Origin of the sequence: Mammaliicoccus sp. H-M34, from assembly GCF_022386495.1 — a bacterium.
Taxonomy (GTDB): domain Bacteria; phylum Bacillota; class Bacilli; order Staphylococcales; family Staphylococcaceae; genus Mammaliicoccus; species Mammaliicoccus fleurettii.
Map to the genome: position 1 here is coordinate 209,730 of NZ_JAJNIK010000001.1, position 25,699 is coordinate 235,428.

Here is a 25,699-nt window from a genome sequence, read left to right on the forward strand (position 1 = left end):
CCTCTTTCCTATTGCTTTTTATACTCGAAGTGATCATAACTAATTGCAGTAGCACGACGACCACGAGGTGTTCTTTCTATAAAGCCTTTTTGTATTAAATACGGTTCGTAAACATCTTCTAATGTAATACGTTCTTCACCAATTGTTGCGGCTATTGCATCTAATCCAACCGGTCCACCTTTATAATTATTCAAGATACATTGCATAATTTTATAATCTATATGGTCAAGACCTTCTTTATCAACTTGCAATAAATCAAGCGCATGCTTTGTTATATCTATTGATATAGACTGATTACCTTTAACTTGAGCAAAATCACGAACTCTACGCAATAATCTATTTGCTATACGTGGTGTACCTCTACTACGTTTAGATAATTCATTGGTGCTTTTATCGTCTATCTCAACATTGAAAACTTCTGCAGTACGTTTAATAATTTCTTCTAAGCTTTTATCATCATAATATTCTAATCTCAAGTGAACACCGAAACGATCTCTTAAAGGCGCCGATAAACTACCTACTCTAGTAGTTGCACCAACCAATGTAAATGGTGGCAAATCAATCCTAATACTTCTCGCTTCTTCACCTTTACCCACAACAATATCTAAGAAAAAATCTTCCATAGCAGGATACAAAACTTCTTCAACAACTCTACTCAGACGATGTATTTCATCTATAAATAACACATCACCAGGTTGTAAAGCAGAGAGAATTGCAGCTAAATCACCTGGTCTTTCAATTGAAGGACCACTCGCAGTTCTTAAGTTTACATCCATCTCATTAGATATAATATGAGCTAAAGTTGTTTTACCTAACCCTGGTGGTCCATAAAGTAGACAATGATCTAAAGGCTCTTCTCTTAATTTTGCAGCTTTAATAAAAATATCTAAATTAGATTTAATATTATGCTGACCTATATATTGACTTAAAGTGTCTGGTCTTAACGACAATTCATTTTGAATATCATCGTTATGTTCATGCTCATCCATTAATCGCTCATCCAAAAAATCACCCCATTTACTGAATAAGTAATGCTAAACCTCTTTTAACACATGCATCGACTGTATCAAATGATTCTTTTTCTAGACTTTTTTTAACTTTAGTTAATTCACGTTTTGAATAACCTAAAGCTTCTAAAGCTAATAAAGCTTCTTCTAACAAGTCGTTATCTGAATGACTATTATTAGAAAATAGCTCTGACTCTTCGGTAATTATTAATTTTCCTTTTAAGTCTAATATAATTTGTCTTGCTGTTTTCTTACCAATTCCAGGGAATTTAGTTAAATAAGCTTCGTTCTCATTTTCAATAGCAATTGCCACTTCATTTGGTGTGCTAGATGCCAAAATAGCTAAAGCTGATTTAGGTCCTATCCCAGTAACTTTGATCAAACTTAAAAACATATCTTTTTCTTCAAGATTAACAAATCCATATAATAGTTGAGCGTCTTCACGAACAATTAATTGTGTATATACTTGTGTTTCTTGATCCAGTTTTGACTGAAAACGATATGAATTTGGTGTTTGAATTTCATACCCTATACCATTTGTTTCTACAACAATATGTGACGGATATAACTGTGTAACTTTTCCCTTAATATATGCATACATTTAAATAACTTCCTTTACATGCTCATTCCGATGACTTCTACTTCATCTACATACGGACTTTCTTTTATTGCATCCATTAGTTCATCTAATGATAATTCAATATTTGTTGCATTTAATGAAATTGTAATAGTTGCTCTATTTTTCATTGGTAAGCTTTGATGAATCGTAAGAACAGAGCCTTTAACTTCAGCAATTTTATTTAAAACTGTAGCAAGCATACCAATTTCATCTTGCACATATAAAATTAAAGTTAAATTCCTTGTCTGTTCTTCCAATCTATCTATAGGAAAGATCGTATCTTTATATTTATAAAACGCACTTCTTGATAAATTAAATTCTTTAACTGCATCATAAATTGTTAGATTGTTATTTTTCAATAACGCATTTTTAACTTTAATAGTTTTTTGAACAGATTCTGGTAAAACATCTTCTCTAATTAAATAAAACCTTTTTGTTGATTCATTTGATTTTTTCAATTGGAACACGCCCTATTCGACAAATTCAAATTCTCCACCTAATATTCTAACTATATCACCATTTGATGCTCCACGTTCTCTTAATGCATCATCAATACCCATTGAACGCATTTGTCTTGCAAATCTTCTTACAGCTGCATCACGATTAAAGTCAGTCATCTTGAATAATCTCTCTATAGAGTTACCAGACACTACATATGCTCCATCATCATCTCTTGTAATTACAAAATGATCTCTAGATTTCTCATGTTTATATACAACTCTATGAACACCAGTTTCTTCTTCAACACTATCAAAATCCATGCCTTCTGTTTCATCCAGTAAATCTGCAATTTCATACAATAACTGGTCAACATTTTTTCTAGTAACAGTGCTTATTGGAAGTATTTTGACATCTTCTTCTAACTGTTCTTTAAACATGTCTAATTGTGTCTCTGAATCAGGTAAATCCATTTTATTAGCTACAACAATTTGTGGTCTTCTAGAAAGATTTTCGTTATATGATTTTAATTCTCGATTAATTGTAACATAATCATCATATGGATCTCTTCCTTCCATTCCACTCATATCAATAATATGAACGATTACTCTCGTTCTTTCAATATGTCTTAAAAATTGATGTCCTAAACCGACACCTTCTGATGCACCTTCAATTAAACCTGGTAAATCGGCCATTACAAATCCTCTACCATCATTTGTTTGAACGACACCAAGATTTGGTTTAATCGTTGTAAAATGATATGCACCAATTTTCGGTTTAGCTTTAGATACTATAGATAGTAATGTAGACTTACCAACACTTGGGTAACCTACAAGCCCTACATCTGCCATTAATTTAAGTTCTAATGTGACATCTAGTTCTTCTCCTGGTTCACCATTTTCACAGAAATCTGGTGCGGGATTACTAGCAGAAGCAAACCTTGAATTACCTCTACCACCACGTCCACCTTTTGCGACTGTAGCGCGTTGGCCATGTTCAACAAGGTCAGCTAAAACTTCTTCACTTTCAACATTTTTAATAATTGTACCAGGTGGCACTTTTAATACTAAGTCGTCTGAGCCACGACCATGCATGTTACTACTTTGACCATTTTCACCTTTTTCTGCTTTAAACTTACTTTGGAATCTAAAGTCTAATAAAGTACGTAAACCTTCATCTACCTCAAATATAACTGAAGCACCTTTACCACCGTCACCACCAGCTGGACCACCAAATGGAACATACTTTTCACGACGAAAAGCAACTAAACCGTTACCACCATCACCAGCTTTCAACGAAATCTTGACCTGATCTATAAACATGTTTACACCTCTAATTCATTTATATTGATAATAAATTCTATTTCTTTTGCATTATCGTTTCCTGATAAAATTTCAAAATTATAATCGGAAAACATTGTTTTTAATTGATTGTCACTTAACGTCGTTTCATTAAGAAATACGTCCAAAATGACAAATTCTTCTTCTACATTTAAACATAATCTTATTTGAATATCATCTTGTTGACTTTTAATCACTGTTTTTAAATATTGGTAAATTTCCAATAAAATGTTGTCTGCTAATTCTAGATTGTTCTGATAATAGTTATGATTTGAGCATTCAATTTCAAATGTCCATTTAGAGCCTGACGTAGATATTTTGTGTTCAAATACATCACGCACAAATTTTCTACAAGGTGCATTTAAAAACAACTGTTCTTGCTTTAAATCTTTGTATAACTCATCAAGTAATGAATTAACCTCTTCATCTTTGCCTAACTGTTTATATGTATATAACAATTGGAATTGATTCACAAAATCATGTCTCGACTTTAAATACACATCTAAATTATTCATTTTATCACCTATATTATCAATATTCATAACATTAATTATAACATTATCACTATACGATTAAAAAAAGAAACACCAGAAAAAATTCTGGTGTCTCAATATAGTGATTATTCAGCAGCTGCGTATACAGATACTTTCTTTTTGTCACGACCAAAACGTTCGAATTTAACAACGCCGTCGATTTTAGCGAATAATGTATCGTCTCCACCGCGACCTACGTTTTCACCAGCGAAAACTTTAGTTCCACGTTGACGATATAAGATAGAACCACCTGTTACGTATTGACCGTCAGCACGTTTAGCACCTAAACGTTTTGATTCAGAGTCACGTCCGTTTCTTGTAGAACCTACCCCTTTTTTCGATGCGAAAAATTGTAAGTTTAATTTTAACATGAGTTACACCTCACTTGTAATTTAGTTTAATATATTGTCCATATTCTTCTTCAATTGTCTTCAAAGAAATTATGAGACCTTGTAATAATGTTTGTGCTTGTTCATTTTCTAAGTTTACACTACGTATATGAAAATATCCACCGTCGTCACTGTAATCTATATCAGGTGTTTCATCAGTTAAGCCAATGATTGCATTTGTTGCACCAAAGACAACTGCTGAAGCTCCAGCACAGACTAAGTCTTTGCCATATTCACCTGAATCAGCATGTCCAGACATCTCAACATCTGTAACTTGCCCTTCTTGATTCAAACTAATATCTACATTAATCATTGCTTACGCGTTGATTTTTTCGATAGTTAATTTAGTGTAAGGTTGACGATGACCTTGTTTACGTTTGTAGTTTTTCTTTGCTTTGTATTTGAAAACAGTGATTTTTTTACCGCGTCCTTGTTTTTCAACTTTAGCAGTAACTGAAGCACCTTCAACAACAGGTGATCCAACTTTAACTGAATCTCCACCTACAAATAATACTTGGTCAAAAGTGAATGAATCACCTTCATTTACGTCTAATTTTTCAACCCAAATTGTTTGACCTTCTTCTACTTTAACTTGCTTTCCGCCAGTTTCAATTATAGCAAACATACTTGCACCTCCTAATTTTTTAAGTCACGCCATTCATAGGTGACATTCGTACTTTATATACCTATGATCGAGCGGTTGTATGTAGCCTGAAACTACTCAACTTCAATAGATTACCACCTACAGCCTATGATGTCAATATTCTTTAACTAATTTGTATTTCTTTCTAATAATTTTAGAACAAACGGAAAAATTATGATTAAACAAATTAAATTAAAGAAAACTGTTGGTATAAATCTAAATAGAATAATTTGGATAATATTAATTGAAGCAATTCCTAAAAATCCATAAAAAATCATTACCCATATTTCTAACAACACAACTGAACATATTAAAAGTATTACCATCATTAATATGTCCCTATAAAATACTTTGAATAATTTATCCATCATTATTACAAAAATAGCATAGCCAAATGTATATACCCCGTATATGCCACCAAAATAAATATCAGTGAAAATTCCAGTTACGATGGCTAAAATTATTGCTACTTTAGGATTTTTGTACACTGCAATAATTAATAAATATAAAAATGTTAATCTTGGTACGACTATAAATGTTTCATTAAAGACATTTATTGGAGATAGACGCGTTAATATGATATCTAAATAGAATAATACAACGCCAATTAAAGGAATAACGTAAAATCTCATTATTCCTCACCACTTTCTTTTGAAGAAGGTATTGTTTCCGGATCTCTCTTCGAAACGTATACGTGGTTCAAGTCTTTAATGTTAGTAGATGTTTTTATGTATGCAACTTTAGATAATCCATACTCATCATTTTCTACCTTTTCAACTTTCCCAACTAATAGTCCTTTAGGAAGCTGATCGCCTAAACCGTTTGTAACTACTTTAGATCCTTTTTTAATATTGTATTTATTATCTATATCACTGATAACTAACAAATCTTTATCTTCATCATATCGATTTATCATACCGAAAATATTTTCTTCATCTTGTTGAATATCGACCGATAGTTTACTTGTCTTCACGCTTGTAGATATTAACTCTACTTGTGAAGAAAATTGATTAGCTTTTTTAATTCTTCCAACTAAACCTTCACTCGTAATAACAGCCATATTTTCTTTCATTCCACTTTTTTTACCTTTATCAATAATGATTGTATTCATCCATTGATCAGGACTTCTACCAATAACAGTCGCTGAAATTGGATTAAACTGTGAAATATCTTTCATATCTAACTCTTTTTTCAATGATTTATTTTCTTTTTCTAATCTTGCTTTATCAGCTTTAATTTGGTCTGTACTTTTAACTTCTTCTTTTAATTTGTTAATGTCTTCATCCGATGTGAAGATATTTGAGAAAAAGTCTGATACAAAAGTAACTGGATAAGAGATAATTCTTCCACCAAAAGAAGATGTATCACTCGCATATTGTTCACTAAGCGATGCTGATTGTGCTCTCACTGAATAACCAACTATTACAATTAATAAGACCATAGAAATAAGAAAAAACATTAATTTATTATTTTTAAAAAAATTCGACAATCTAAACACCTCTTAATCTTCAAATGTCTAAATAACAATGATATTACTATTTTAGCTTACAGTTCACTTTAAATAAAGTGAGAGACCGTCGAAATTAAAAATTAATATGAAGTTTTTGGTAATAATTTTATATCTGAGTTCATTTCACTTAAATCATTAATTAAATCTTGCTCAGTTTGATACACATACATTTTCGATTCACCAAACTTATACAAAATATACTCAGTACCACGTTGACCAGCTACATAATCGTCATCGTAGCCCATGCGCTCTAATCCCGAAACATCCATAAATTCACTTTTATTTATCCATTTAAATGCATGCTTTGTTTGACTTAAAGGAACATTTTGTAACAATGGATTGTCTTCTACTTCATATGTAGCATTTGCTCGTTGTGGCGCAATTTCTTCAGTTTCTTGATTATCACTATTATCAAATGGATTCAAATCGCTAATAGCAGGAACATTTCTGTACACAATTACGACTATAATTACAATTGCCAATAATGCTAATAAATTTCTAATTAACCTAAATAACCATCTCAATATTATAGACACCTCTCATTCATATATATTATACAAAAATATAATATAAATCATCATCGGGCTTTGGACTGAACTCTTTAATCATTCTGTAGTCTGATGTATTTTTATCAATTCTCATATATAATCTCATTAAGAGGTGAAAATCATGGAATTAATATATATATTCTTAGCTATCTTGTTTTTAATTATCTTTTTCCGATTTTTTGTTGGGTTATTAAGAGTTGTCATAAAATTAGCTATTATTGCTTTAGTAATTTACTTCATATATCAAGGTGTTCTTTACTTTATGTGACCCTTATTAAATATCACTTAATCTTTATTAAAGAAGAAGCCGAGACAATAATTTGTCTCGGCTTCTTCCTTTTATTTATTTAGTAATTTTTTTAACAAGAATAAAGTAAGTGATACTAAAATACCCCACACTATGCCTGCACCAATTGATCCAAGTATAACACTAAATGAAAGTGATGATTCACTATTTGTTAATGTAAGTAATATTGATGAAAGAAATACACCTATAACACCTAATGCCATTATAATTCCATAGTCTTTTTTTACAATTGCTCTTTTCTTTCGTTGAAAAATAGATATTATGAATAACAATGGTAAAACAACTAAAATAAATGTAATGATTTGCAAATCAAAAACTCCTGACTCATTTTTATTTATATTATACCATTGTATCATTCATAAACATCATTAATTTCTATGTCTTCACGCATAATATAATCATTTTCAAAAATACTTATAAATTCTCCATCCCCAATAATGATATGATCAAGTAAATCTATTCCCATTAATTCACAGCAATATAGAATTCGTTTAGTCGTTTTAATGTCTTCTATAGATGGTGTTGGATCTCCGCTCGGATGATTATGAGCTATTACAATGGATGCCGCCGAATGTTTGATTGCCTCTCTTAATAAATCTCTCGGGTGTACTACTGCCATATTCAAAGAACCTATAAATATAGATTGTTCATGTATAATTTGATTTTTAGTGTTTAATAGCAATGCAACAAAGTGTTCTTGCTTTAAATATCTTAGTTTCTCCATCAAGTAATTTGCTACATCTTGTGGCTCATTTATTTCAAATTTATCCAATACTGTATTACTATGCATTCTTTTAGCTAATTCAATGACAGCTAAAATAGTAATGGCTTTAGATTCTCCTATTCCATTTACTGTTAATAATTCAGGCAAAGTAAGGTGCCTTAATTCTCTAGTGTTCTCTACTAAATTTAACACTTTATTTGCACATTCTAAACTCGAATATTGTTTACTACCAGAATTGATGATTATTGCCAATAACTCCCTATTAGTTAGTTTATCCGGACCATAAGATTTTAATCTTTCTCTCGGTTTATCTTCGTGTTGTAAATCTTTAATTTTAATGACCATGTAAGCCTCCTAAAAAATAATAATTAAGTTGATGATTAAAAATCAAAACAAATAGTGTAGAAACTGTGATAAAAGGAACTAAAGGAACTTTCTTTATAAGATTTTTACTAGCACAAAAATAAAGTAAGACGAAAATTCCTGCAATAATGAACGTGAACATAAACATTAATAAAAATTGAGAATTGGATAGTATAATACTTAATAAAGAAAATAGTTTTATATCACCGTATCCTATACTTTTATTAGAAATAAAATAAACACAATGAAGCAAAAACAGAATAAGAATTGATAATAAAAAACCTTTCAACGACATATCAAAAAGCACTAAAGCTGTTATAAACATTATAATTAATACATGGTTAGGAATAATATAGTGCTTCAAATCATAAATAGATAAAGGGATTAAAAATATGACTAAGAAATAATATAATAGAGGATCAAACGGTGTATTGCATATTAGAGGTATTAAAAAAAGTGTTCCTAGTATAAGTTCACATAAAAGTAAATCTAGAGGTATCCTACTTTTGCAAAATCTACATTTGCCTTTTAAACATAAGTAACTGATAATTGGAATAAGATCTCTAAACAAAATAATTTTACAACAATTCTCACACTTAGAACGACTAAGAAACATATTATAATTTATGTTTGTTGTACTTGTTAGTTGATACATATAACTAGCTAAAATTGCACCCAACAAAAAGAGTAAAGTCATTATTTCATTCTCCTTTTTTGATATATATAAATATACCAAAACAACTCGTTAAACGTATAACTACAGTTTTTGAACTTATGAGTATGCCGTTATAAACATTAAAATATTATTCATAAAAAAACTTGAAAAACTCTATGTAATAACATGAGTTTTTCAAGTTTTGTAATATTTATAAAAGTTAAAAACCTAATCCTAAAGCAACGAATATTCCAGCCATACATATAACAACCCATAGTACTAATAACTTCCATATAAATTTCACCCATTTAGTATAAGAAATTCCGGCAACAGCCAATCCACCCATTAAAGAGGCGGAAGTTGGGAATATACTATTACTCACTGCGTCTCCATATTGGAAGGCAAGTACTGCCATCTGTCTATTTATACTTAATAAATCAGAAATCGGAACCATAAGAGGCATAGTTGTCATTGCTTGGCCAGATCCTGATGGTATAAAGAAGTTTAAAATCATTTGAATAATGAACATCATACCAACCGTAATACTAGCTGGTAAATCTTGAATGGTGTTTGTTAAATAATACACTATAGTATCTATAATTTTACCATTTTCTAATACGACAACAATTGCTTTAGCAAATCCTACAATTAAAGCACCGAACAAAATAGATTTCATTCCTTCTACTAAAGCATCAAAAGTTCCATTAAACCCTAGACCACCGATAAATCCTGCTAATAAACCTGCTAATAAGAAATTAGCACTCATTTCATTAAAGGACCATCCGAATGTAAAAATACCAAATACGTTAAAACAAATTGCCCCAACTAGCAAAATTAAACAAAATGATTGTCGCTTTGTAAATCTGCCAATCTTAGGTTGGTCAACAATATTATGTTGTTCTTCTTGTTCTAATTCATATACTAAACTTTTCTTTGGATTTTTCTTTACTTTTCGAGCATATAACATTACATAAATGATGCCAACAATCAATACACATATATAAATGATTGTTCTAAATTGCCAGCCTGAAAACAGGGGAATTTCAGCGATTTTTTGTGCGACTCCAACCGTAAAAGGATTGAGCATGCCTCCTAGAAATCCTGCTGCTGCACCCATTATAATCATTGCTGCACCAGTCATCGCATCATACCCAACTGCTCTTGCGATTGCTATACCTATCGGAACAAATATAATAGTTTCTTCAGCCAATCCAATAGAAAAACCGAGTAATGAGAAAATAAACATCGTTAGAGGAATCATAAATTTGCCGTTTTCCCCTAACTTGTTCATTGCAGCATTTACACCATTTGTAATTGCACCAGTCTTATGTATAATACCAAAAGCGCCACCTACTAGAAATATGTAAAAAATAATATCCGCGCCACTAATTAAACCTTCAGGAATCGATCTAAAGATTTCTAAAAATCCAGATGGTTGACTGTCTACTAAATGATAAGTACCTGATACAACTTCTTCTCGATCATTTACAGTTTTACGTTCAAATTCACCTGAAGGTATTACATAAGTTAGCAAGCAACTAATCGCAATAATAAATAGTAAAATCGCATATGTATGAGGATTTTTGAATTTTATTTTCTGTTTATTATTTTCTTTCATATAATCTCCCCTTTAGTAATATATATTTCTCATACCCTATTTTTCAGAATATAATGAATTTTTACACAAAAAAAGATAACGACATTTTTCATTTTGTCGTTATCTTTTAATTCATTTATTATTGAACAAACAACTTTCTTACTTCACTTATAAAATACAAACTACCGGTGATAACAAGTAATTCACCATTATATTCATCGATAAAGCTATTATAATTTTGAATCTTTTCAATGTGATCATGTTCTAAGTAATCATAAACTGCATCTATTGGTAATGCTTTTGGAAAATCAAATGTCGTTACATAGAATCTGTTCGCTACGTCTTCTAAACTGTTTAACATTTTTCCAATAGGTTTTCCTTCAATAGCTGCAAACAATACGTCAATTTTTTTATCAGAATAATACTGATTCAAAGTATTAACTAACGCATCTATACTTTCTTTATTATGAGCACCATCAATTAATATGAGAGGCTGATCTTTAACTTTTTCAATACGGCCTGACCAAGTCGTATTCTCAATGGCATCTATCATTTTATTAAAGTCTAATTGTATAATCCCTCTTTGAAACATTTCAATGAGCGTTGTAATTGCAAGTGCAGCATTTTCATGTTGATGTTGACCAATCATTTTTAGTTGAATATTTTCAAGTTCATAACTTTCATATCTGTAAGTAAATTCAGCATCATCAGAAATAACATGAATATCTCTATCTAATTCTAAACCTTTATTATAATTAGTTTCTACAACTTCACGTACAAAATGTAGCGCATCTTTAGGTTTAATTGAATAAACAAGAGGTACACTTGGTTTAATTACACCAGCTTTTTCCCTAGCAATATCCATATAAGTATCACCTAATATATTTGTATGGTCTAAACCGATACTTGTTAATACTGTCATAATTGGTTGGAATACATTAGTTGAATCATTTAAAGCTCCTAATCCCGCTTCAACTATAACAAAATCAACTGGCCGTATTGATCCAAAATATACAAACATAATTAATGTGATAATTTCAAATTCTGTAGCTGGTCCTAAATCAGTTTCAGTTTCAAGTCTTTCTGAAATTGGTTTAACAATTTGAACTAAGTCAACTAATTCATCGTTAGTTATCGGAACACCATTAATGCTTATTCTTTCATTAAATGTAACGATATATGGTGAAGTAAAAGTACCAACTTCATAATTATTTGCTACAAGTGCATTTCTTAAATAACTGACTGTTGATCCTTTACCATTCGTACCTACTACATGAACTGCTTGAATATTATCTTCAGGATGATCCAGTTTACTGAGCATCCACTTCATTCTTTTAACACCTGGTTTAATACCAAATTTAGTTCGTTCGTGTATCCAGTGTAAACTATCTAAATAATCCATTAGCTTTCCTAGCCTTTCAATTGTTCAATTCTAGCTAGTACACCATCATATTTTTCTTGATAATTAACTTTTTTATCTTTCTCTTCGTTAATAATCTTTTCAGGTGCATTAGCAACGAACTTCTCATTGCTCAATTTTTTATTAACACGATCTAATTCTTTTTGCCATTTATTAAGTTCTTGCTCAAGTCTTTCTATTTCTTTGTCCATGTCAATTAATCCTTCTAATGGTAACACCACTGTAGCACCAAATACAACTTCAGTCATCGCTTTTTCAGGTATTTCTATAGAAGTATCGATAATTAACTCACTTGGATTACAAAAACGCATTAAGTAATCTTTATTATCTAAAAGTTGCTCTTTAACTTTTTCGTCTTTTGCTTCGATATGAATTGGCACTTCTTTAGACATCGGTGTATTCACTTCACGTCTAGCTTGTCTTACAGATTTAATAATTTCAACTAACAATTGCATTGAAACTTTACTGTTTTCATTTGATAATTCTGGTTTAACTTCTGGCCATGAAGCGTTTATGATTGTTTCTCCTTCATGAGGTAGAGCTTGCCATATATGTTCTGTTACAAATGGCATTAATGGATGTAACATTCTCATTGTTTGATCTAGTGTGTAAGCTAATACTGAACGCGTCATTTGTTTTTTAGACTCATCTTCACCGTTCATTGGTATTTTACTCATTTCAATATACCAATCACAGAACTCATCCCAAATAAAGTTATAAAGTACGCGACCAACTTCACCAAATTCATATTTATCACTTAAATCTGTAACATTTGCTATAGTTTCGTTTAATCGTGTAAGAATCCATTCATCTGCAACAGATTTTTCACCTGATAAATCTATATCTTCAAACTTAAATGATTCACCAATATTCATAATACTAAAACGAGAAGCATTCCAAATCTTGTTGATAAAGTTCCAAATAGCTTCAACTTTTTCAGTAGAATAACGTAAATCGTGTCCAGGTGATGAACCAGTAGCTAAGAAGTATCTTAAGCTATCCGCACCATATTCGTCTATAACATCCATTGGGTCAACACCATTACCTAATGACTTACTCATCTTACGGCCATCTTCAGCTCTTACTAAACCGTGTAACAAGACATCATTGAATGGTTTTTGTCCAGTAAATTCAAGCCCTTGGAAAATCATTCTCGATACCCAGAAGAAAATAATATCATAACCTGTAACTAATGTGTTAGTAGGATAATAACGTTTAAAGTCTTCATTGTTTTCGTCTGGCCATCCTAATGTAGAAAACGGCCATAATGCAGAACTAAACCATGTATCAAGAACGTCTTCATCTTGAGTCCAATTTTCAATATCTTCTGGCGCTTCTTCTCCTACATATGTTTCACCTGTCTCGTTATGATACCAGGCTGGAATTTGATGACCCCACCATAATTGTCGAGATATTGTCCAGTCGCGGATGTTTTCCATCCATCTATTAAATGTACCTTCAAATCTGTCTGGAACAAAATTAATACGATTTTCAGTATCTTGGTTATCTAAAGCTTGTTTAGCTAGAGGTTCCATCTTCACAAACCATTGAGTAGACAAGTAAGGCTCAACTACTGCCCCACTTCTTTCTGAATGGCCAACTGAATGCTCATGTTCTTCAACTTTAATTAACTCTCCAGTTGCTTTTAAATCTTCAATTAATTGTTTACGGCATTCAAAACGATCTAAACCATTATATTTACCAGCAAGCTCATTCATTGTACCGTCTTCATTCATAACGTTAATTTTTTCTAGTTGATGTCTTTCACCAATTTCGAAGTCATTAGGATCATGTGCAGGTGTTACTTTCATTGCTCCACTACCAAATTCAATATCAACATAATCGTCACCAATGATAGGTAATTCACGACCAATAATTGGTAAAATAACAGATTTACCTATTAAGTGTTTATATCGATCATCGTTTGGATTAACAACAATTGCAGTATCTCCAAGCATCGTTTCAGGACGTGTTGTTGCTATTTCAATAGCACCTTCTCCTTCTTTAAACGGATACTTAATATGATAGAAATGCCCTAATATATCTTCATGTATAACTTCTATATCAGAAATTGCTGTTTTAGTTTGTGGATCCCAGTTAATAATTCTTTCTCCACGATATATCAAACCTTTATTATACATATCAACAAACACTTTTTTAACTGCTTGAGATAATCCCTCGTCTAATGTAAAACGTTCACGACTATAGTCTAAACCTAAGCCTAACTTAGACCATTGTGCACGAATAAAGTCTGCATATTCTTCTTTCCATGACCAAGCATGTTCAAGGAATTTTTCTCTACCTAAATCATGTCTAGTCAATCCTTGTTCTTTTAATTTGCCTTCAACTTTGGCTTGGGTTGCGATACCTGCATGGTCCATACCAGGTAAATACAAAGTATCATACCCTTGCATTCTTTTCATTCTAGTTAAAATATCTTGTAAAGTTGTATCCCATGCATGACCTAAATGTAGCTTACCAGTTACATTTGGAGGCGGAATAACAATCGTATACGTTTCTTTGTCTTTATTTTCACTTGGTTTAAAATAATCATTTTCTAACCAATGTTGATAACGGCCTTCTTCAACCTTTTTAGGGTTATATTTAGGTTCCATTTCCATTATTTATCACTCCTTTTTAATATAAAAAACCCGTCCTAAATGAATAGGACGGGTTAAACCGTGGTACCACCTAAATTCAATATAATTTCTTATATTGCACTTTAACGATTATCGCTCGCACACGCATTAATCTACTTAGTTTCAATTAACGTTCAAATTAAGGCTACCTTCAATCATCATTAATATGTATTCACACCAACCATACACTCTCTTCAAATAATCAATGATTTACTCTTCCTTGTTAAATATTTAATTACTTTAATAATATAAGCACTTTCAATATAAGTCAATATTGAAAGTACTAATTACCGTATTTCTTAGACCTTATGCTTAAGAAAACCTTTATTAATGGTGAAATAATTAGAAGTATAAAAAATATCCTAAAAATATGATAGCTTGAAATCATTGCGACATCTCCACCAGTTTCAAGCGCAACTACTATAATTTGTGCCATTCCCCCTGGAGCAGCACTTAAAAACAAGTCATTAATATTGTCATCAATAAAAAGATCAAAAATAAACACAAGTATAAAAGCACCAAGTATTAACGAGACATTTTGGAATGCTATTGCAAACACAGTCTTTTTAGTCAGATTATTTATTAAATCAGATATTTGAACCCCTATTCTTATTCCGAATAACACTTGAGCAATTATAATCAACTGATAATCTAAAGAGAAAACCTGTTCAGTATATAAATTCCAAGTAAGAAGAACAAAAATTGGTGCAAGTAAATGAGGAACAGGAAACTTAATCTTGTAGAATAATAAAAATAAAATCATTATTCCTACAATCAACGTAATATATCCCGTTAAATCTAAAACTGAAAATATAGAAGGTGCTGCATCAATTTGTCTAGAACTTGAACCATTACTACCATATATTGAAGAAATAATAGGAACTAAGATTACAACAAACATAATTCGTGATGTTTGAGTAAGTGTAACGATGAGTAAGTCTGCTTTTTTATTCTCTTCCGCCATAACAACCATTTGGCTTAGAGCTCCAGGGATTGCACTTAATAATGCTGTTTCAAATGAAACATTGGCTATCTTTTTAAAGACTATAGATATAATTAAAGCGAGTAATATGATAAATACTGACATTAATACAATCTGTAACCATTCATCTTTTATATCATGAAGTACATCAAGTGTAAAAGTAGAACCCATTTGAACTCCTAAAATGAGTAATCCTATATTACCTAACCAATTCGGCCATTTAATTGAGCGTTTCATTAATTTTATAACGATAATGCTAGCAAATATCGGACCAAATAACCAAGGTAAAATCATATGAATGCTTTGGAGTATAAAGCCAAGTATTATAGCTAGCAAACTTACAATTATTATGTTCTGTTTATTTCTATGCATCAATTAACACCTCGTGTAAAATTATACCATTATTAAAAATATAAATTGAGGTTATAATTGTTATTTTGTAATTCTAGATAGTGCTGTATCAAATGCTTGAATTGTTTTTTCTATATCTTCTTTAGTATGAGCTGTTGATAAAAAAGTACCTTCGAATTGTGATGGTGGCAAGAACACACCTTCTTGAGCCATTTCTCTATACATATTACTAAACATTTCTAAATCTGATGAATTAGCTTCATCAAAATTAGTTACTGGACCTTTATTCAAGAAATAACCTATCATTGAACCAGCACGATTAACTGTTATTGGTACTTCATGTTTAGAAAACACATCTTTCAGACCTTTTTCAAGTAAATCTCCTAATTCATTAAAATAGCTATAACTATCTTCAGTTAGTTCACTTAAAGTTGCAAAGCCACTAGTCATAGCCAATGGATTTCCTGAAAGTGTTCCTGCTTGATAAACATTTCCAACTGGAGCTATTTCTTCCATAATTTCTCTTTTACCACCGAAAGCACCTACCGGCAATCCTCCACCAATAACTTTTCCTAGACAAGTTAAGTCAGGCGTAACACCAAAATACCCTTGTGCACAATTGTATCCTACTCTAAATCCTGTCATAACTTCATCAAAGATTAACACAGAACCATATTCTTTTGTAATATCACGTAAACCTTCTAAGAAACCTTCTACAGGTGGTACTACACCCATATTACCGGCAACAGGTTCTACAATAACACCTGCGATATCATCACCAAATTGTTCAAAAGCCACTTTTACAGCTTCAATATCATTATAAGGGACTGTAATTGTATTTTTCGCAGTGCCTTCAGGTACGCCTGGAGAGTCTGGTAATCCTAAAGTTGCTACCCCAGAGCCAGCTTTGATTAGTAATGAATCACTATGCCCATGATAACAACCTTCAAATTTCAATATTTTATTTCTGCCAGTATAACCTCTTGAAAGTCGTAATGCTGCTAATGTTGCTTCTGTACCTGAAGATACCATTCTTACCATCTCAATAGATGGAACACGTTCAATTACGAGTTGTGCCATTTTATTTTCAAGCTTTGTAGAAGCACCAAATGAAGTTCCTTTATCTACCGCTGCGTGTAAAGCTGTTTTAACTTTTTCGTGAGAATGACCTAAAATTAAAGGCCCCCAACTTAATACGTAATCAATATATTCATTACCATCTACATCATATATCTTTGATCCTTTACCGTGATCCATAAATATCGGCGGTGTATCTACAGATTTAAATGCTCTAACTGGACTATTTACGCCACCAGGCATTAAATCTACTGCTTCTTTGTATGCTTCAATTGATTGTTCGTATCTCATATTAATAGTCTCCTCCATCTAGATATTTACAAATATCTTTTGCGAAATAAGTAATAATCATGTCTGCTCCAGCACGTTTCATTGAAGTCATTTGTTCCATAACAATTTTTTCTTCATCTATCCAGCCATTTAGTGAAGCTGCTTTTGTCATACTATATTCGCCACTTACGTTATACGCAACTATAGGTAAGTCAGAACGGTTACGCACATCTCTTATAATATCTAAATAACTTAAAGCAGGTTTAACAATCATCATGTCGCAACCTTCTTTAATGTCACTTTCTAATTCTCTAAATGCTTCTAAGCGATTGCTCGGGTCCATTTGATATGTTTTACGATCACCAAATGAAGGCGCACCTTCTGCAGCCTCTCTGAAAGGACCATAAAAACTAGATGCATATTTAATACCATAGCTCATAATCGGCATGTTAATAAATCCTGCTTGATCAAGTCCTGCTCTTATTTCGGCTACAAATCCGTCCATCATGTTACTTGGTGCAATAATGTCTGCTCCAGCTTTCGCTTGTGAAACAGCTGTTTTAACAAGTAATTCTAATGACTTATCGTTATCTACATCGCTTGTAGCTTCATCTATCACACCACAATGACCATGATCTGTGTATTCACAAAGACAAGTATCTGCCACAACTAATAAATCTGGGAACTTACTTTTAGATAATCGAGTCGCTTTTTGAATAATTCCATCATCGATAAATGCACCAGTACCACAAGCATCTTTTTCATTAGGAATTCCAAAGAACATTACACCTCTAATACCTAGGTCATATGCTTCTTTTAATTCTTCTTCTAACAGGTTTAAACTCAATTGATAAATCCCAGGCATTGATGAGATTTCATTTTTAATATTATCTTCTTCAATCACAAATATAGGATATATTAAATCAGATTTATGAACATACGTTTCTTTTACCATATTTCTCATTGATTGTGATGATCTTAATCTTCTATGTCTATCAAATTTCATAATTTTACCTCTTTCAAGATTGTATTTATCATATCTTCTAAAGTAGATTCTAAAGCTATTTTAGAAGTTTGATGATATGTATTTAATTTTTGTTGAGTGATTTCTCCAATTGCATATACTTCTACGCCATGACCAATTTCTTTGTAGGTTTCAAAATAACTTGAAACTGCTGAAGAACTTGAAAATGTTATATGCGTAACTTTATTGTTTGTAATTAGTTCATGCACCTTATGAACATTATCAGTATTTGTTACTGGCTCATATATATTCAGCCTTTGAACTTGATTACTCCATTCAGATAACTGAGTTGTTAATTTATCTCTTGCTTGTTTACTGCATGGTATCAATACAGATTGATTATAAAGTTTGTCTTTAAAATCATTTAACATGCCTTCTTGCGTAAATGTTTCCGGCATTGTATCAACAGGTATATTAAGTTTTTCAGCTATTTTTTTCGTTTTAGAACCAATTACTGCAATATGATTAACTTGTATCTTTGGTAAATATGGTTCAAAAATTTTAATAGCATTTACAGACGTAAAAATAAGCCAATCATAGTGGGGTTTTAAACAAGACTGTTCAAATTGGATAGGGACAATATCTATAAATGGATAATGTCGAATCTCTACGTCTTCACGTTGAACAGTTCTTGTACTCGTAACCACTATAATCGGCTTCATTTTAACTACTCCTTATTATGCTTCTTCATTTAATTTCTTAATAATTTCATATGCACCTTGGGATTTTAATTCTTCAGATACTTGTTTACCGATTTCTACTGGATCGGTACCTACTTTTGTAGATTCATATCTTTCTTTACCATCAGGAGACATAATTAATCCTGTAAATGAAATTTCATTGCCATCTTTTGTTGCATAACCTGCAATTGGAACTTTACAACTTCCATCCATTTCATTTAAAAATGTTCTTTCGCATGTTACACACGTTTCCACTTTTTCATCATGCACAGATTTTAGAATATCTAATAATTCTTTGTCGTCACTTCTACATTCTATACCTAATGCACCTTGACCTATTGCTGGAACCATTGTATCCTCTTGTAAATATTCAGTAACGATATCTTCGCTCCAACCCATGCGCTTTAATCCTGCAGCAGCAAGTATTATAGCATCAAAATCCTCAGTTTCTAATTTCTTCAATCGTGTATCGATGTTCCCTCTAATCCATTTGATTTCTAAGTGAGGATATTTAGCTAAAATTTGTGCACCACGTCTTAAAGAACTAGTACCAACAATACTGCCTGGCTTTAATTCTGCAAGTTTAACATGATTATTAGCAATATATGCATCAAAAGGAATTTCTCTCTCAGGTATACATCCAAGTGTTAATGCTTCCGGCAATTCGCTAGGCACATCTTTAAGTGAATGAATAGCAAAGTCTATTTCATGATCAAATAATGCTTGTTGTATTTCTTTTACGAATAAACCTTTACCACCAACTTTAGACAATTGAACATCGACAATTCTATCGCCTTTAGTTACAATTTCTTTAATTTCGATATCTAAATCTGGATGCTTTTCTTTCAATTTATCTATAAATTGCTGACTTTGTGTCATTGCTAATTTACTTTTTCTAGAACCTACAATAATTTTACGCATAACTTCCTCCATTATTGTTTAATTAAACCACTGATGAAATCCCGAAAACTTTGAGACCACCAAATAATTTATCATACACACTAAAAATATCATAATATTCGCTATCACTAACGTTTTAGTATTGATTGATTTTCTTACTCTTAAATATAAATAAACACCATAAAGTAGTAAAACAATTAAAGAACCGATCACTTTCATATCTATCCATATCTCACTACCAATTATAATTAAGCCCCATTGTATACCTAATATTAAACTAATAAGTAACACTAAAAATCCTATTAAAGAAAATCTAAAAACATTTTGCTCTAGTTGTTCAATACTACCCATTCTAAAGAACTTTTGGTTGAACTTTTTCTCTTTTAGATTTTTTCTCTGGAGTAAATATAAAATTGCATGTGATGTACTCAATGCAAACAGAACATAGCTTAATATAGCCAAAGAAATATGTATTAATAGTAATTCATTCATAATATTAGATGCCGTATTTTCCGTATCATATTGCTCAGGTCTAAATGTATGAATAACTAAAAATACAAATCCAATTAAATTAATAATAAAGACTGTTAAATCCGTTGATTTAAAATAGTTTAAAACTAATGAAACTGTAATAATCATCCATGTATAAAAATAAAATCCTTCAAATATCGTCAAGATTGGAAATTGTTTTGTTGTAACAATATACATGCACAAAAAGATTGTTTGAAAAATCCAAACAATCCCCAGTGCATAATACCCAAGCTTTCTTACTTTAGAATTTTTTTGAATAAAGTCATAGAAATAGCACCCTAAACAAATCATGTAAATAACTAAGACAATTTCATGCAAACGTACCGCAATTACATCTTGCATAGCATCACCATATATTTTGATTAAGTTTCAACTGTGTTAGGAGACAATTGACTTCTTTTTATTTCTTTCTTTGTATCATTTAATTGATCTACTTCATTCGTAATATTAAAGATTTCTTGGAATAATTCTAATTTTTCTGCTGATTTTTTATCAGTTGATAATTCTTTAGCTTGAGTTATCGGATCTTTTAATAATTGATTTACGATACTTTTCATATGCTTAGAAATGACTTTTCTTTCTCTTTCAGTCATATCAGGTAGTTTTCTTTCGACACTTACCATTGTTTCTTCTTGTATATGTGATGCTTTACCTCTAAGTGCTGTAATTATCGGCACAACGCCAAGCATATTCACCCATTCTTCATGCTTATCAATTTCTTTAGCAATAAGCAATTCTATTTCACGAGCTGCTTGCTCACGTTCAGCTAGATTTGCATCTACAAGGCCGTTTAAATCATCCACATCATAATTAAACATTAGTTCTAAATCATTCACTTCAGGATCTATATCCCTCGGCACAGCAATATCAATTAATACAAGTGGTTTATTTTTTCTAAAGCGCTCAACATCTTTCATCATATCTTTAGTTAATACATAATGCTCCGCACTCGTAGAACTAATGACGATATCAGCTTCCATCAACGAACATTGTAGTTCATTCATGCTTTTAGCTACACCTTTATATTGCATAGCTAATGCTTCAGCTTTTGCAACAGTTCTATTTAAAACAGTAATGTCATTTACACCACTACCATTCAAATTAGCTACTGCTAACTCAGCCATTTCTCCTGCTCCAATGATTAATGCTTTCTTATTATCTAGTTTGCCAAGTACTTTTTTCGATAATTCCACAGCTGCATATGAAACTGATACGGCATTAGAAGCTATGTCTGTTTCGTGATGACCACGTTTAGCCAATGTTATAGCTTGTTTGAATAATCGATTAAACATAGTACCTGTTGTAACCTCAGTTTGTGCAATTTGAAACGCATCTTTCATCTGTCCTAAAATTTGCGTTTCACCTAGAACCATTGAATCTAAACCAGATGTTACTCTGAACAAATGTTCTACTGCTTCATTCTCAGTTAACACATTTGTATAAGATTTAATTGTATCTAACGATTGGTCAAACCAATCAGCTAAGAAAGACTGAATATAATATTTACCAGTGTGTATTTGATCTACAACAGCATATACTTCAGTTCTATTACATGTCGATAAAATGACACATTCTAAAATTGATTTTTTATTACTAAGAGTTACGAGTGCATTCTCAATTTCTTGATCATTAAATGCTAGTTTTTCTCGCATCGCAACATCTGCAGTCTTATAGTTTACGCTTACTACAACAACATGCACTTCTAACGCCCCCATTAATTTATGTCCAATGTCTAAATTATAACATTTCTAATTTAGGAATGTGAGGATTTTGTTTAAATAAATTGTGACAATAACGCCCATATATTGTCTGTCTTATCTTTATTTAATGAAGAATAACTTATTAATTTATCCTCAGAATCAACCTCTAATGTTTCTCGTATAATTTTTAAATGTTTTTGAACTTTACCTTTTGGTATCTTATCCTCTTTAGTCGCGATAATAATTGTAGGTATTTCAAAATGTTTTAAATAATTATACATCAACACATCATCTTGAGTCGGTTTATGTCTTATATCCACTAATTGAATGACACATTTCAACTCATTTCTAGTAGTTAAATATTGTTCTATCATCTTACCAAACTGTTCTCTTTGCTTTTTACTCACTTTTGCATATCCATATCCTGGTACATCAACAAATACAAGTTGTTCATCTATATTAAAGAAGTTTAAAGTTTGTGTCTTCCCAGGTTTAGATGACGTTCTAGCAACTTTTTTTCTTGATATTAATGTATTAATAAACGTTGACTTACCAACATTAGAACGCCCACTTAGAGCAATCTCTGGCAAACCAGTTTCAGGATATTGCTTTGGATCAACTGCACTTATAATTATATCTACGTTATTCGGATTAATTTTCATTGTTTTCTCCTACAAATTTGTTTCTTTTATTATATCTTATATTGGCTATATTTTAAACAAACCACAAAGATTAAAGGCTGAGACAATATATTGTCCCAGCCTCTAATAGATTAATTAAGATTATGCTGATGTTTTTTCATCATTTATTAAGTTACCTTCACTATCAAATAAGTTAGGTAATTTATTATCTCTAATTGTATCTTCAGTAATCACAACTTTACTAACATCGTTGCTTGAAGGAATATCAAACATGATATCAATAAGTGCTTCTTCAATTATAGAACGTAATCCACGTGCACCAGTTTTACGTTCTATAGCTAATTCACTAATAGCAGTTAATGCATTTTCATCAAATTGTAATTCAACGTCATCTAAGTCAAGCATTTTAGTATACTGTTTTACTAATGCATTCTTAGGTTGAGTTAAGATGTTTTTCAATGCATCAACATCTAATGTTTCAAGATTAGCTACAATAGGAATTCTGCCGATAAATTCTGGGATTAAACCATAAGATTGTAAATCTTCAGGTCTGATTTGTGATAGTAATGACTCTTCATCACTAATTTCTTCACCAGAACTACTAAATCCAATGATCTTTTCACCTAATCTACGTTTAATGACTTCATCGATTCCATCAAACGCACCACCAAGAATAAATAGTATATTTGTTGTATCTATTTGAATGAATTCTTGGTTAGGATGTTTCCTACCACCTTGTGGCGGAACACTAGCTGTTGTACCTTCAAGAATTTTAAGCAATGCTTGTTGAACACCTTCACCAGAAACATCTCTTGTTATAGATGTATTTTCAGATTTACGTGCGATTTTGTCAATCTCATCAACATATATAATACCCTTTTCAGCACTTTCAACATCAAAGTCAGCTGCTTGGATTAATCTTAAAAGTATATTTTCTACGTCTTCACCTACATAACCAGCTTCCGTTAAACTAGTTGCATCTGCTATTGCAAATGGAACGTTTAATGATTTGGCTAATGTTTGAGCAAGTAATGTTTTACCACTACCAGTAGGCCCAATTAATGCGATATTACTTTTTTGTAAATCAACACCATCTTCACTTTCTGAAGGTTGTTGAACACGTTTATAATGGTTATAGACAGCAACTGCTAATGATTTTTTAGCATTTTCTTGTCCGATAACATAATCGTTTAATTGCTCCATAATTTCTTTAGGTGTAGGAACTTCAGTAAATTGTTCTGGCTCTTGTGACTTCAATTCTTCTTCAACTATTTCAGAACAAAGCTCTATACATTCATTACATATATAGACACCACTACCAGCTACAAGTTTTTTAACTTGATCCTGCTCTTTACCACAGAAAGAACATTTTAAGTTTTCTTCACCATCGTTAAATTTAAACATTTTTACACCCCTATTCTTTTTAGACTATACTAAATGTTTTTTACTTTTTCAAATTAAACGAACTAAAAAAGAATAGTAGCAGAAAAATTCTGCTACTATAATTAATTTATACCGAATAACAATTATTCTCCAACTGATTCAGCAACTAATAAGTCGATAACTTTTTGAATTTTAAGGTCGTTAACTAAAATATCGTTATTACCTAATGTTGATTTAATATCTTCAACAGATAATCCAAATTGTTCGCTCATTTTAGTCAATTCTGCTTCAACATCTGAATCAGAAACTTCAATGTTCTCAGCATCAGCGATAGCTCTTAAAGTTAAATTAGTTTTAACACGTTTTTCAGCGTCTTCTTTCATTTGTGCTTTAAGTTCTTCTTCTGATTGGCCTGAGAATTGATAGTATAATTCAAGGTTTAATCCTTGTTGTGAAATACGTTGTTCGAATTCTTGCATCATACGATCTAATTCTGTGTTAATCATAGCTTCAGGAATTTCAACTGTAGCGTTATCAGAAGCTTTAGTAATTGCTTCTTCTTTTTCAGTTGCTTCTGCTTGATTTAATTTAGCATCTGCTAAATCTTTACGTAATTTTTCTTTATATTCATCTACTGTTTTAACTGATTCGTCAAGCTCTTGAGCTAACTCATCATCTAATTCTGGAATTTCTTTAGATTTTACTTCGTTAATTTCACATTTGAATGTTGCTTCTTTACCAGCTAATTCTTCAGCATGGTATTCTTCAGGGAATGTAACAACAACTTCTTTGCTATCGCTAGCTTTAAGACCAATAAGTTGTTCTTCAAATCCTGGAATGAATGATCCAGAACCAATTTCAAGATCATAACCTTCAGCTTGTCCACCTTCAAATGCTTCGCCGTCAACATAACCATCAAAGTTAATGTTTACAACGTCACCTTGAGCGATTTCGCCTTCTTTAACTGTTAATTCAGCTTGACGACTAACTGCTTCTTCTAAAGCTTTATCGAATTCTTCGTCAGTTACTTCACGATCTTGTTTTTCTATAGCTAGGCCTTTATAGTCACCTAATTCAACTTCTGGTTCAACTGTTACAGTAGCTTCAAAGATAAGTTCTTTACCTTTTTCCATTTGTGTAACGTCGATTTCCGGACGATCAACTGGGTTGATTTCTGCTTCTTCAACTGCATTACCATATGCTTCAGGTAAAATGAAATCTAACGCATCTTGGTATAATGATTCAACACCAAATCTTTGTTCAAATAATGGTCTTGGCATTTTACCTTTACGGAAACCAGGTACATTAATTTGTTTAACAACTTTTTTGAATGCTTTGTCTAAACCTTTATCTACTTCTTCTTTAGGAACCGTAACAGTTAATAAACCTTGGTTACCTTCCTTCTTTTCCCATGTTGCTGTCATGTAT

The 25,699-nt window shown here is 31.5% G+C and carries 28 protein-coding genes and 2 other annotated features; of the genes, 1 reads left to right on the forward strand and 27 read right to left on the reverse strand.

What is annotated here, in order from left to right; genetic code table 11:
• Nucleotides 1-8: 8 nt before the first annotated feature.
• From ruvB to LQ608_RS01130, 11 genes are all read right to left on the reverse strand, one after another.
• Nucleotides 9-989, reverse strand: coding sequence for a Holliday junction branch migration DNA helicase RuvB (gene ruvB, locus LQ608_RS01080; protein ID WP_481817122.1), 981 nt, complete (start codon nucleotides 987-989; stop codon nucleotides 9-11).
• A gap of 28 nt (nucleotides 990-1,017) precedes the next feature.
• Nucleotides 1,018-1,608, reverse strand: a complete 591-nt coding sequence (gene ruvA, locus LQ608_RS01085) for a Holliday junction branch migration protein RuvA (RefSeq protein ID WP_239749222.1) — start codon at nucleotides 1,606-1,608, stop codon at nucleotides 1,018-1,020.
• 14 nt (nucleotides 1,609-1,622) lie between these two features.
• Nucleotides 1,623-2,084: an ACT domain-containing protein gene (locus LQ608_RS01090; protein WP_078356452.1), complete on the reverse strand. Its 462-nt coding sequence runs from the start codon at nucleotides 2,082-2,084 to the stop codon at nucleotides 1,623-1,625.
• Between the two features lie 12 nt (nucleotides 2,085-2,096).
• A complete protein-coding gene (gene obgE / locus LQ608_RS01095; protein ID WP_239749223.1) occupies nucleotides 2,097-3,386 on the reverse strand; it encodes a GTPase ObgE in 1,290 nt (429 codons plus the stop codon).
• Between the two features lie 2 nt (nucleotides 3,387-3,388).
• Nucleotides 3,389-3,919, reverse strand: a complete 531-nt coding sequence (locus tag LQ608_RS01100) for a Spo0B domain-containing protein (RefSeq protein ID WP_239749224.1) — start codon at nucleotides 3,917-3,919, stop codon at nucleotides 3,389-3,391.
• Between the two features lie 104 nt (nucleotides 3,920-4,023).
• Nucleotides 4,024-4,308: a 50S ribosomal protein L27 gene (gene rpmA, locus LQ608_RS01105; RefSeq protein WP_016911519.1), complete on the reverse strand. Its 285-nt coding sequence runs from the start codon at nucleotides 4,306-4,308 to the stop codon at nucleotides 4,024-4,026.
• 10 nt (nucleotides 4,309-4,318) lie between these two features.
• A complete protein-coding gene (locus LQ608_RS01110) occupies nucleotides 4,319-4,639 on the reverse strand; it encodes a ribosomal-processing cysteine protease Prp (RefSeq protein ID WP_016911518.1) in 321 nt (106 codons plus the stop codon).
• Between the two features lie 3 nt (nucleotides 4,640-4,642).
• Entirely contained in the window at nucleotides 4,643-4,951 is a 309-nt protein-coding gene (gene rplU, locus LQ608_RS01115) for a 50S ribosomal protein L21 (protein WP_016911517.1), read from the reverse strand.
• 12 nt (nucleotides 4,952-4,963) lie between these two features.
• Nucleotides 4,964-5,038, reverse strand: a sequence feature (ribosomal protein L21 leader region).
• Between the two features lie 59 nt (nucleotides 5,039-5,097).
• Nucleotides 5,098-5,601, reverse strand: coding sequence for a rod shape-determining protein MreD (mreD, locus tag LQ608_RS01120; RefSeq protein WP_239749225.1), 504 nt, complete (start codon nucleotides 5,599-5,601; stop codon nucleotides 5,098-5,100).
• On the reverse strand, nucleotides 5,601-6,458 hold the full coding sequence (mreC, locus tag LQ608_RS01125) for a rod shape-determining protein MreC (RefSeq protein WP_239749226.1): 858 nt from the start codon (nucleotides 6,456-6,458) through the stop codon (nucleotides 5,601-5,603). The genes mreD and mreC overlap by 1 nt, the downstream gene beginning before the upstream one ends.
• 101 nt (nucleotides 6,459-6,559) lie before the next feature.
• Nucleotides 6,560-7,003: a DUF4930 family protein gene (locus LQ608_RS01130; protein ID WP_078356447.1), complete on the reverse strand. Its 444-nt coding sequence runs from the start codon at nucleotides 7,001-7,003 to the stop codon at nucleotides 6,560-6,562.
• 145 nt (nucleotides 7,004-7,148) lie between these two features.
• Here LQ608_RS01130 and LQ608_RS01135 point away from each other — a divergent pair, with 145 nt between their 5' ends.
• Complete coding sequence (locus tag LQ608_RS01135; RefSeq protein ID WP_191092288.1) at nucleotides 7,149-7,295, forward strand: hypothetical protein; 147 nt, start codon at nucleotides 7,149-7,151, stop codon at nucleotides 7,293-7,295.
• 71 nt (nucleotides 7,296-7,366) lie between these two features.
• Here the strand turns inward: LQ608_RS01135 and LQ608_RS01140 are convergent, their stop codons facing one another.
• The 16 genes from LQ608_RS01140 to tig form a co-directional block, all read right to left on the reverse strand.
• Nucleotides 7,367-7,690 carry a hypothetical protein gene (locus LQ608_RS01140; RefSeq protein ID WP_239733477.1) on the reverse strand — a complete coding sequence of 108 codons (324 nt, stop codon included), beginning with the start codon at nucleotides 7,688-7,690 and terminating at the stop codon, nucleotides 7,367-7,369.
• Nucleotides 7,687-8,403, reverse strand: a complete 717-nt coding sequence (gene radC, locus LQ608_RS01145) for a RadC family protein (protein WP_078356445.1) — start codon at nucleotides 8,401-8,403, stop codon at nucleotides 7,687-7,689. The genes LQ608_RS01140 and radC overlap by 4 nt, the downstream gene beginning before the upstream one ends.
• Nucleotides 8,393-9,118: a prepilin peptidase gene (locus tag LQ608_RS01150; RefSeq protein ID WP_275582983.1), complete on the reverse strand. Its 726-nt coding sequence runs from the start codon at nucleotides 9,116-9,118 to the stop codon at nucleotides 8,393-8,395. The genes radC and LQ608_RS01150 overlap by 11 nt, the downstream gene beginning before the upstream one ends.
• Before the next feature lie 178 nt (nucleotides 9,119-9,296).
• A complete protein-coding gene (locus LQ608_RS01155) occupies nucleotides 9,297-10,694 on the reverse strand; it encodes a YfcC family protein (RefSeq protein WP_239749227.1) in 1,398 nt (465 codons plus the stop codon).
• A 118-nt stretch (nucleotides 10,695-10,812) separates the two neighbouring features.
• The gene (locus tag LQ608_RS01160; protein ID WP_239749228.1) at nucleotides 10,813-12,075 is read right to left on the reverse strand and encodes a bifunctional folylpolyglutamate synthase/dihydrofolate synthase; all 1,263 of its coding nucleotides are present in this window, start codon (nucleotides 12,073-12,075) and stop codon (nucleotides 10,813-10,815) included.
• 8 nt (nucleotides 12,076-12,083) lie between these two features.
• Nucleotides 12,084-14,714, reverse strand: coding sequence for a valine--tRNA ligase (locus tag LQ608_RS01165; RefSeq protein ID WP_239734363.1), 2,631 nt, complete (start codon nucleotides 14,712-14,714; stop codon nucleotides 12,084-12,086).
• Nucleotides 14,715-14,755: 41 nt separating this feature from the next.
• Nucleotides 14,756-14,968: a binding site (T-box leader), on the reverse strand.
• 47 nt (nucleotides 14,969-15,015) lie between these two features.
• Nucleotides 15,016-16,086 (reverse strand): AbrB family transcriptional regulator, encoded by a 1,071-nt coding sequence (locus LQ608_RS01170; RefSeq protein WP_239749229.1) that lies wholly within the window; start codon nucleotides 16,084-16,086, stop codon nucleotides 15,016-15,018.
• Nucleotides 16,087-16,146: 60 nt separating this feature from the next.
• Nucleotides 16,147-17,433, reverse strand: a complete 1,287-nt coding sequence (gene hemL, locus LQ608_RS01175) for a glutamate-1-semialdehyde 2,1-aminomutase (protein WP_239749231.1) — start codon at nucleotides 17,431-17,433, stop codon at nucleotides 16,147-16,149.
• A gap of 1 nt (nucleotide 17,434) precedes the next feature.
• On the reverse strand, nucleotides 17,435-18,418 hold the full coding sequence (gene hemB, locus LQ608_RS01180; RefSeq protein ID WP_078356438.1) for a porphobilinogen synthase: 984 nt from the start codon (nucleotides 18,416-18,418) through the stop codon (nucleotides 17,435-17,437).
• A complete protein-coding gene (locus LQ608_RS01185; protein WP_107509050.1) occupies nucleotides 18,415-19,098 on the reverse strand; it encodes a uroporphyrinogen-III synthase in 684 nt (227 codons plus the stop codon). The genes hemB and LQ608_RS01185 overlap by 4 nt, the downstream gene beginning before the upstream one ends.
• 15 nt (nucleotides 19,099-19,113) lie before the next feature.
• The gene (hemC, locus tag LQ608_RS01190) at nucleotides 19,114-20,037 is read right to left on the reverse strand and encodes a hydroxymethylbilane synthase (protein ID WP_078356436.1); all 924 of its coding nucleotides are present in this window, start codon (nucleotides 20,035-20,037) and stop codon (nucleotides 19,114-19,116) included.
• An 18-nt stretch (nucleotides 20,038-20,055) separates the two neighbouring features.
• Nucleotides 20,056-20,889 carry a cytochrome C assembly family protein gene (locus LQ608_RS01195; protein ID WP_107509049.1) on the reverse strand — a complete coding sequence of 278 codons (834 nt, stop codon included), beginning with the start codon at nucleotides 20,887-20,889 and terminating at the stop codon, nucleotides 20,056-20,058.
• Nucleotides 20,890-20,909: 20 nt separating this feature from the next.
• Nucleotides 20,910-22,247 carry a glutamyl-tRNA reductase gene (hemA, locus tag LQ608_RS01200; protein WP_239749374.1) on the reverse strand — a complete coding sequence of 446 codons (1,338 nt, stop codon included), beginning with the start codon at nucleotides 22,245-22,247 and terminating at the stop codon, nucleotides 20,910-20,912.
• A 74-nt stretch (nucleotides 22,248-22,321) separates the two neighbouring features.
• Nucleotides 22,322-22,909: a ribosome biogenesis GTP-binding protein YihA/YsxC gene (gene yihA, locus LQ608_RS01205; RefSeq protein WP_078356433.1), complete on the reverse strand. Its 588-nt coding sequence runs from the start codon at nucleotides 22,907-22,909 to the stop codon at nucleotides 22,322-22,324.
• 120 nt (nucleotides 22,910-23,029) lie between these two features.
• Nucleotides 23,030-24,292 carry an ATP-dependent Clp protease ATP-binding subunit ClpX gene (gene clpX, locus LQ608_RS01210; protein ID WP_239749232.1) on the reverse strand — a complete coding sequence of 421 codons (1,263 nt, stop codon included), beginning with the start codon at nucleotides 24,290-24,292 and terminating at the stop codon, nucleotides 23,030-23,032.
• Nucleotides 24,293-24,414: 122 nt separating this feature from the next.
• A complete protein-coding gene (gene tig, locus LQ608_RS01215) occupies nucleotides 24,415-25,695 on the reverse strand; it encodes a trigger factor (RefSeq protein ID WP_239749233.1) in 1,281 nt (426 codons plus the stop codon).
• Nucleotides 25,696-25,699 lie beyond the last annotated feature (4 nt).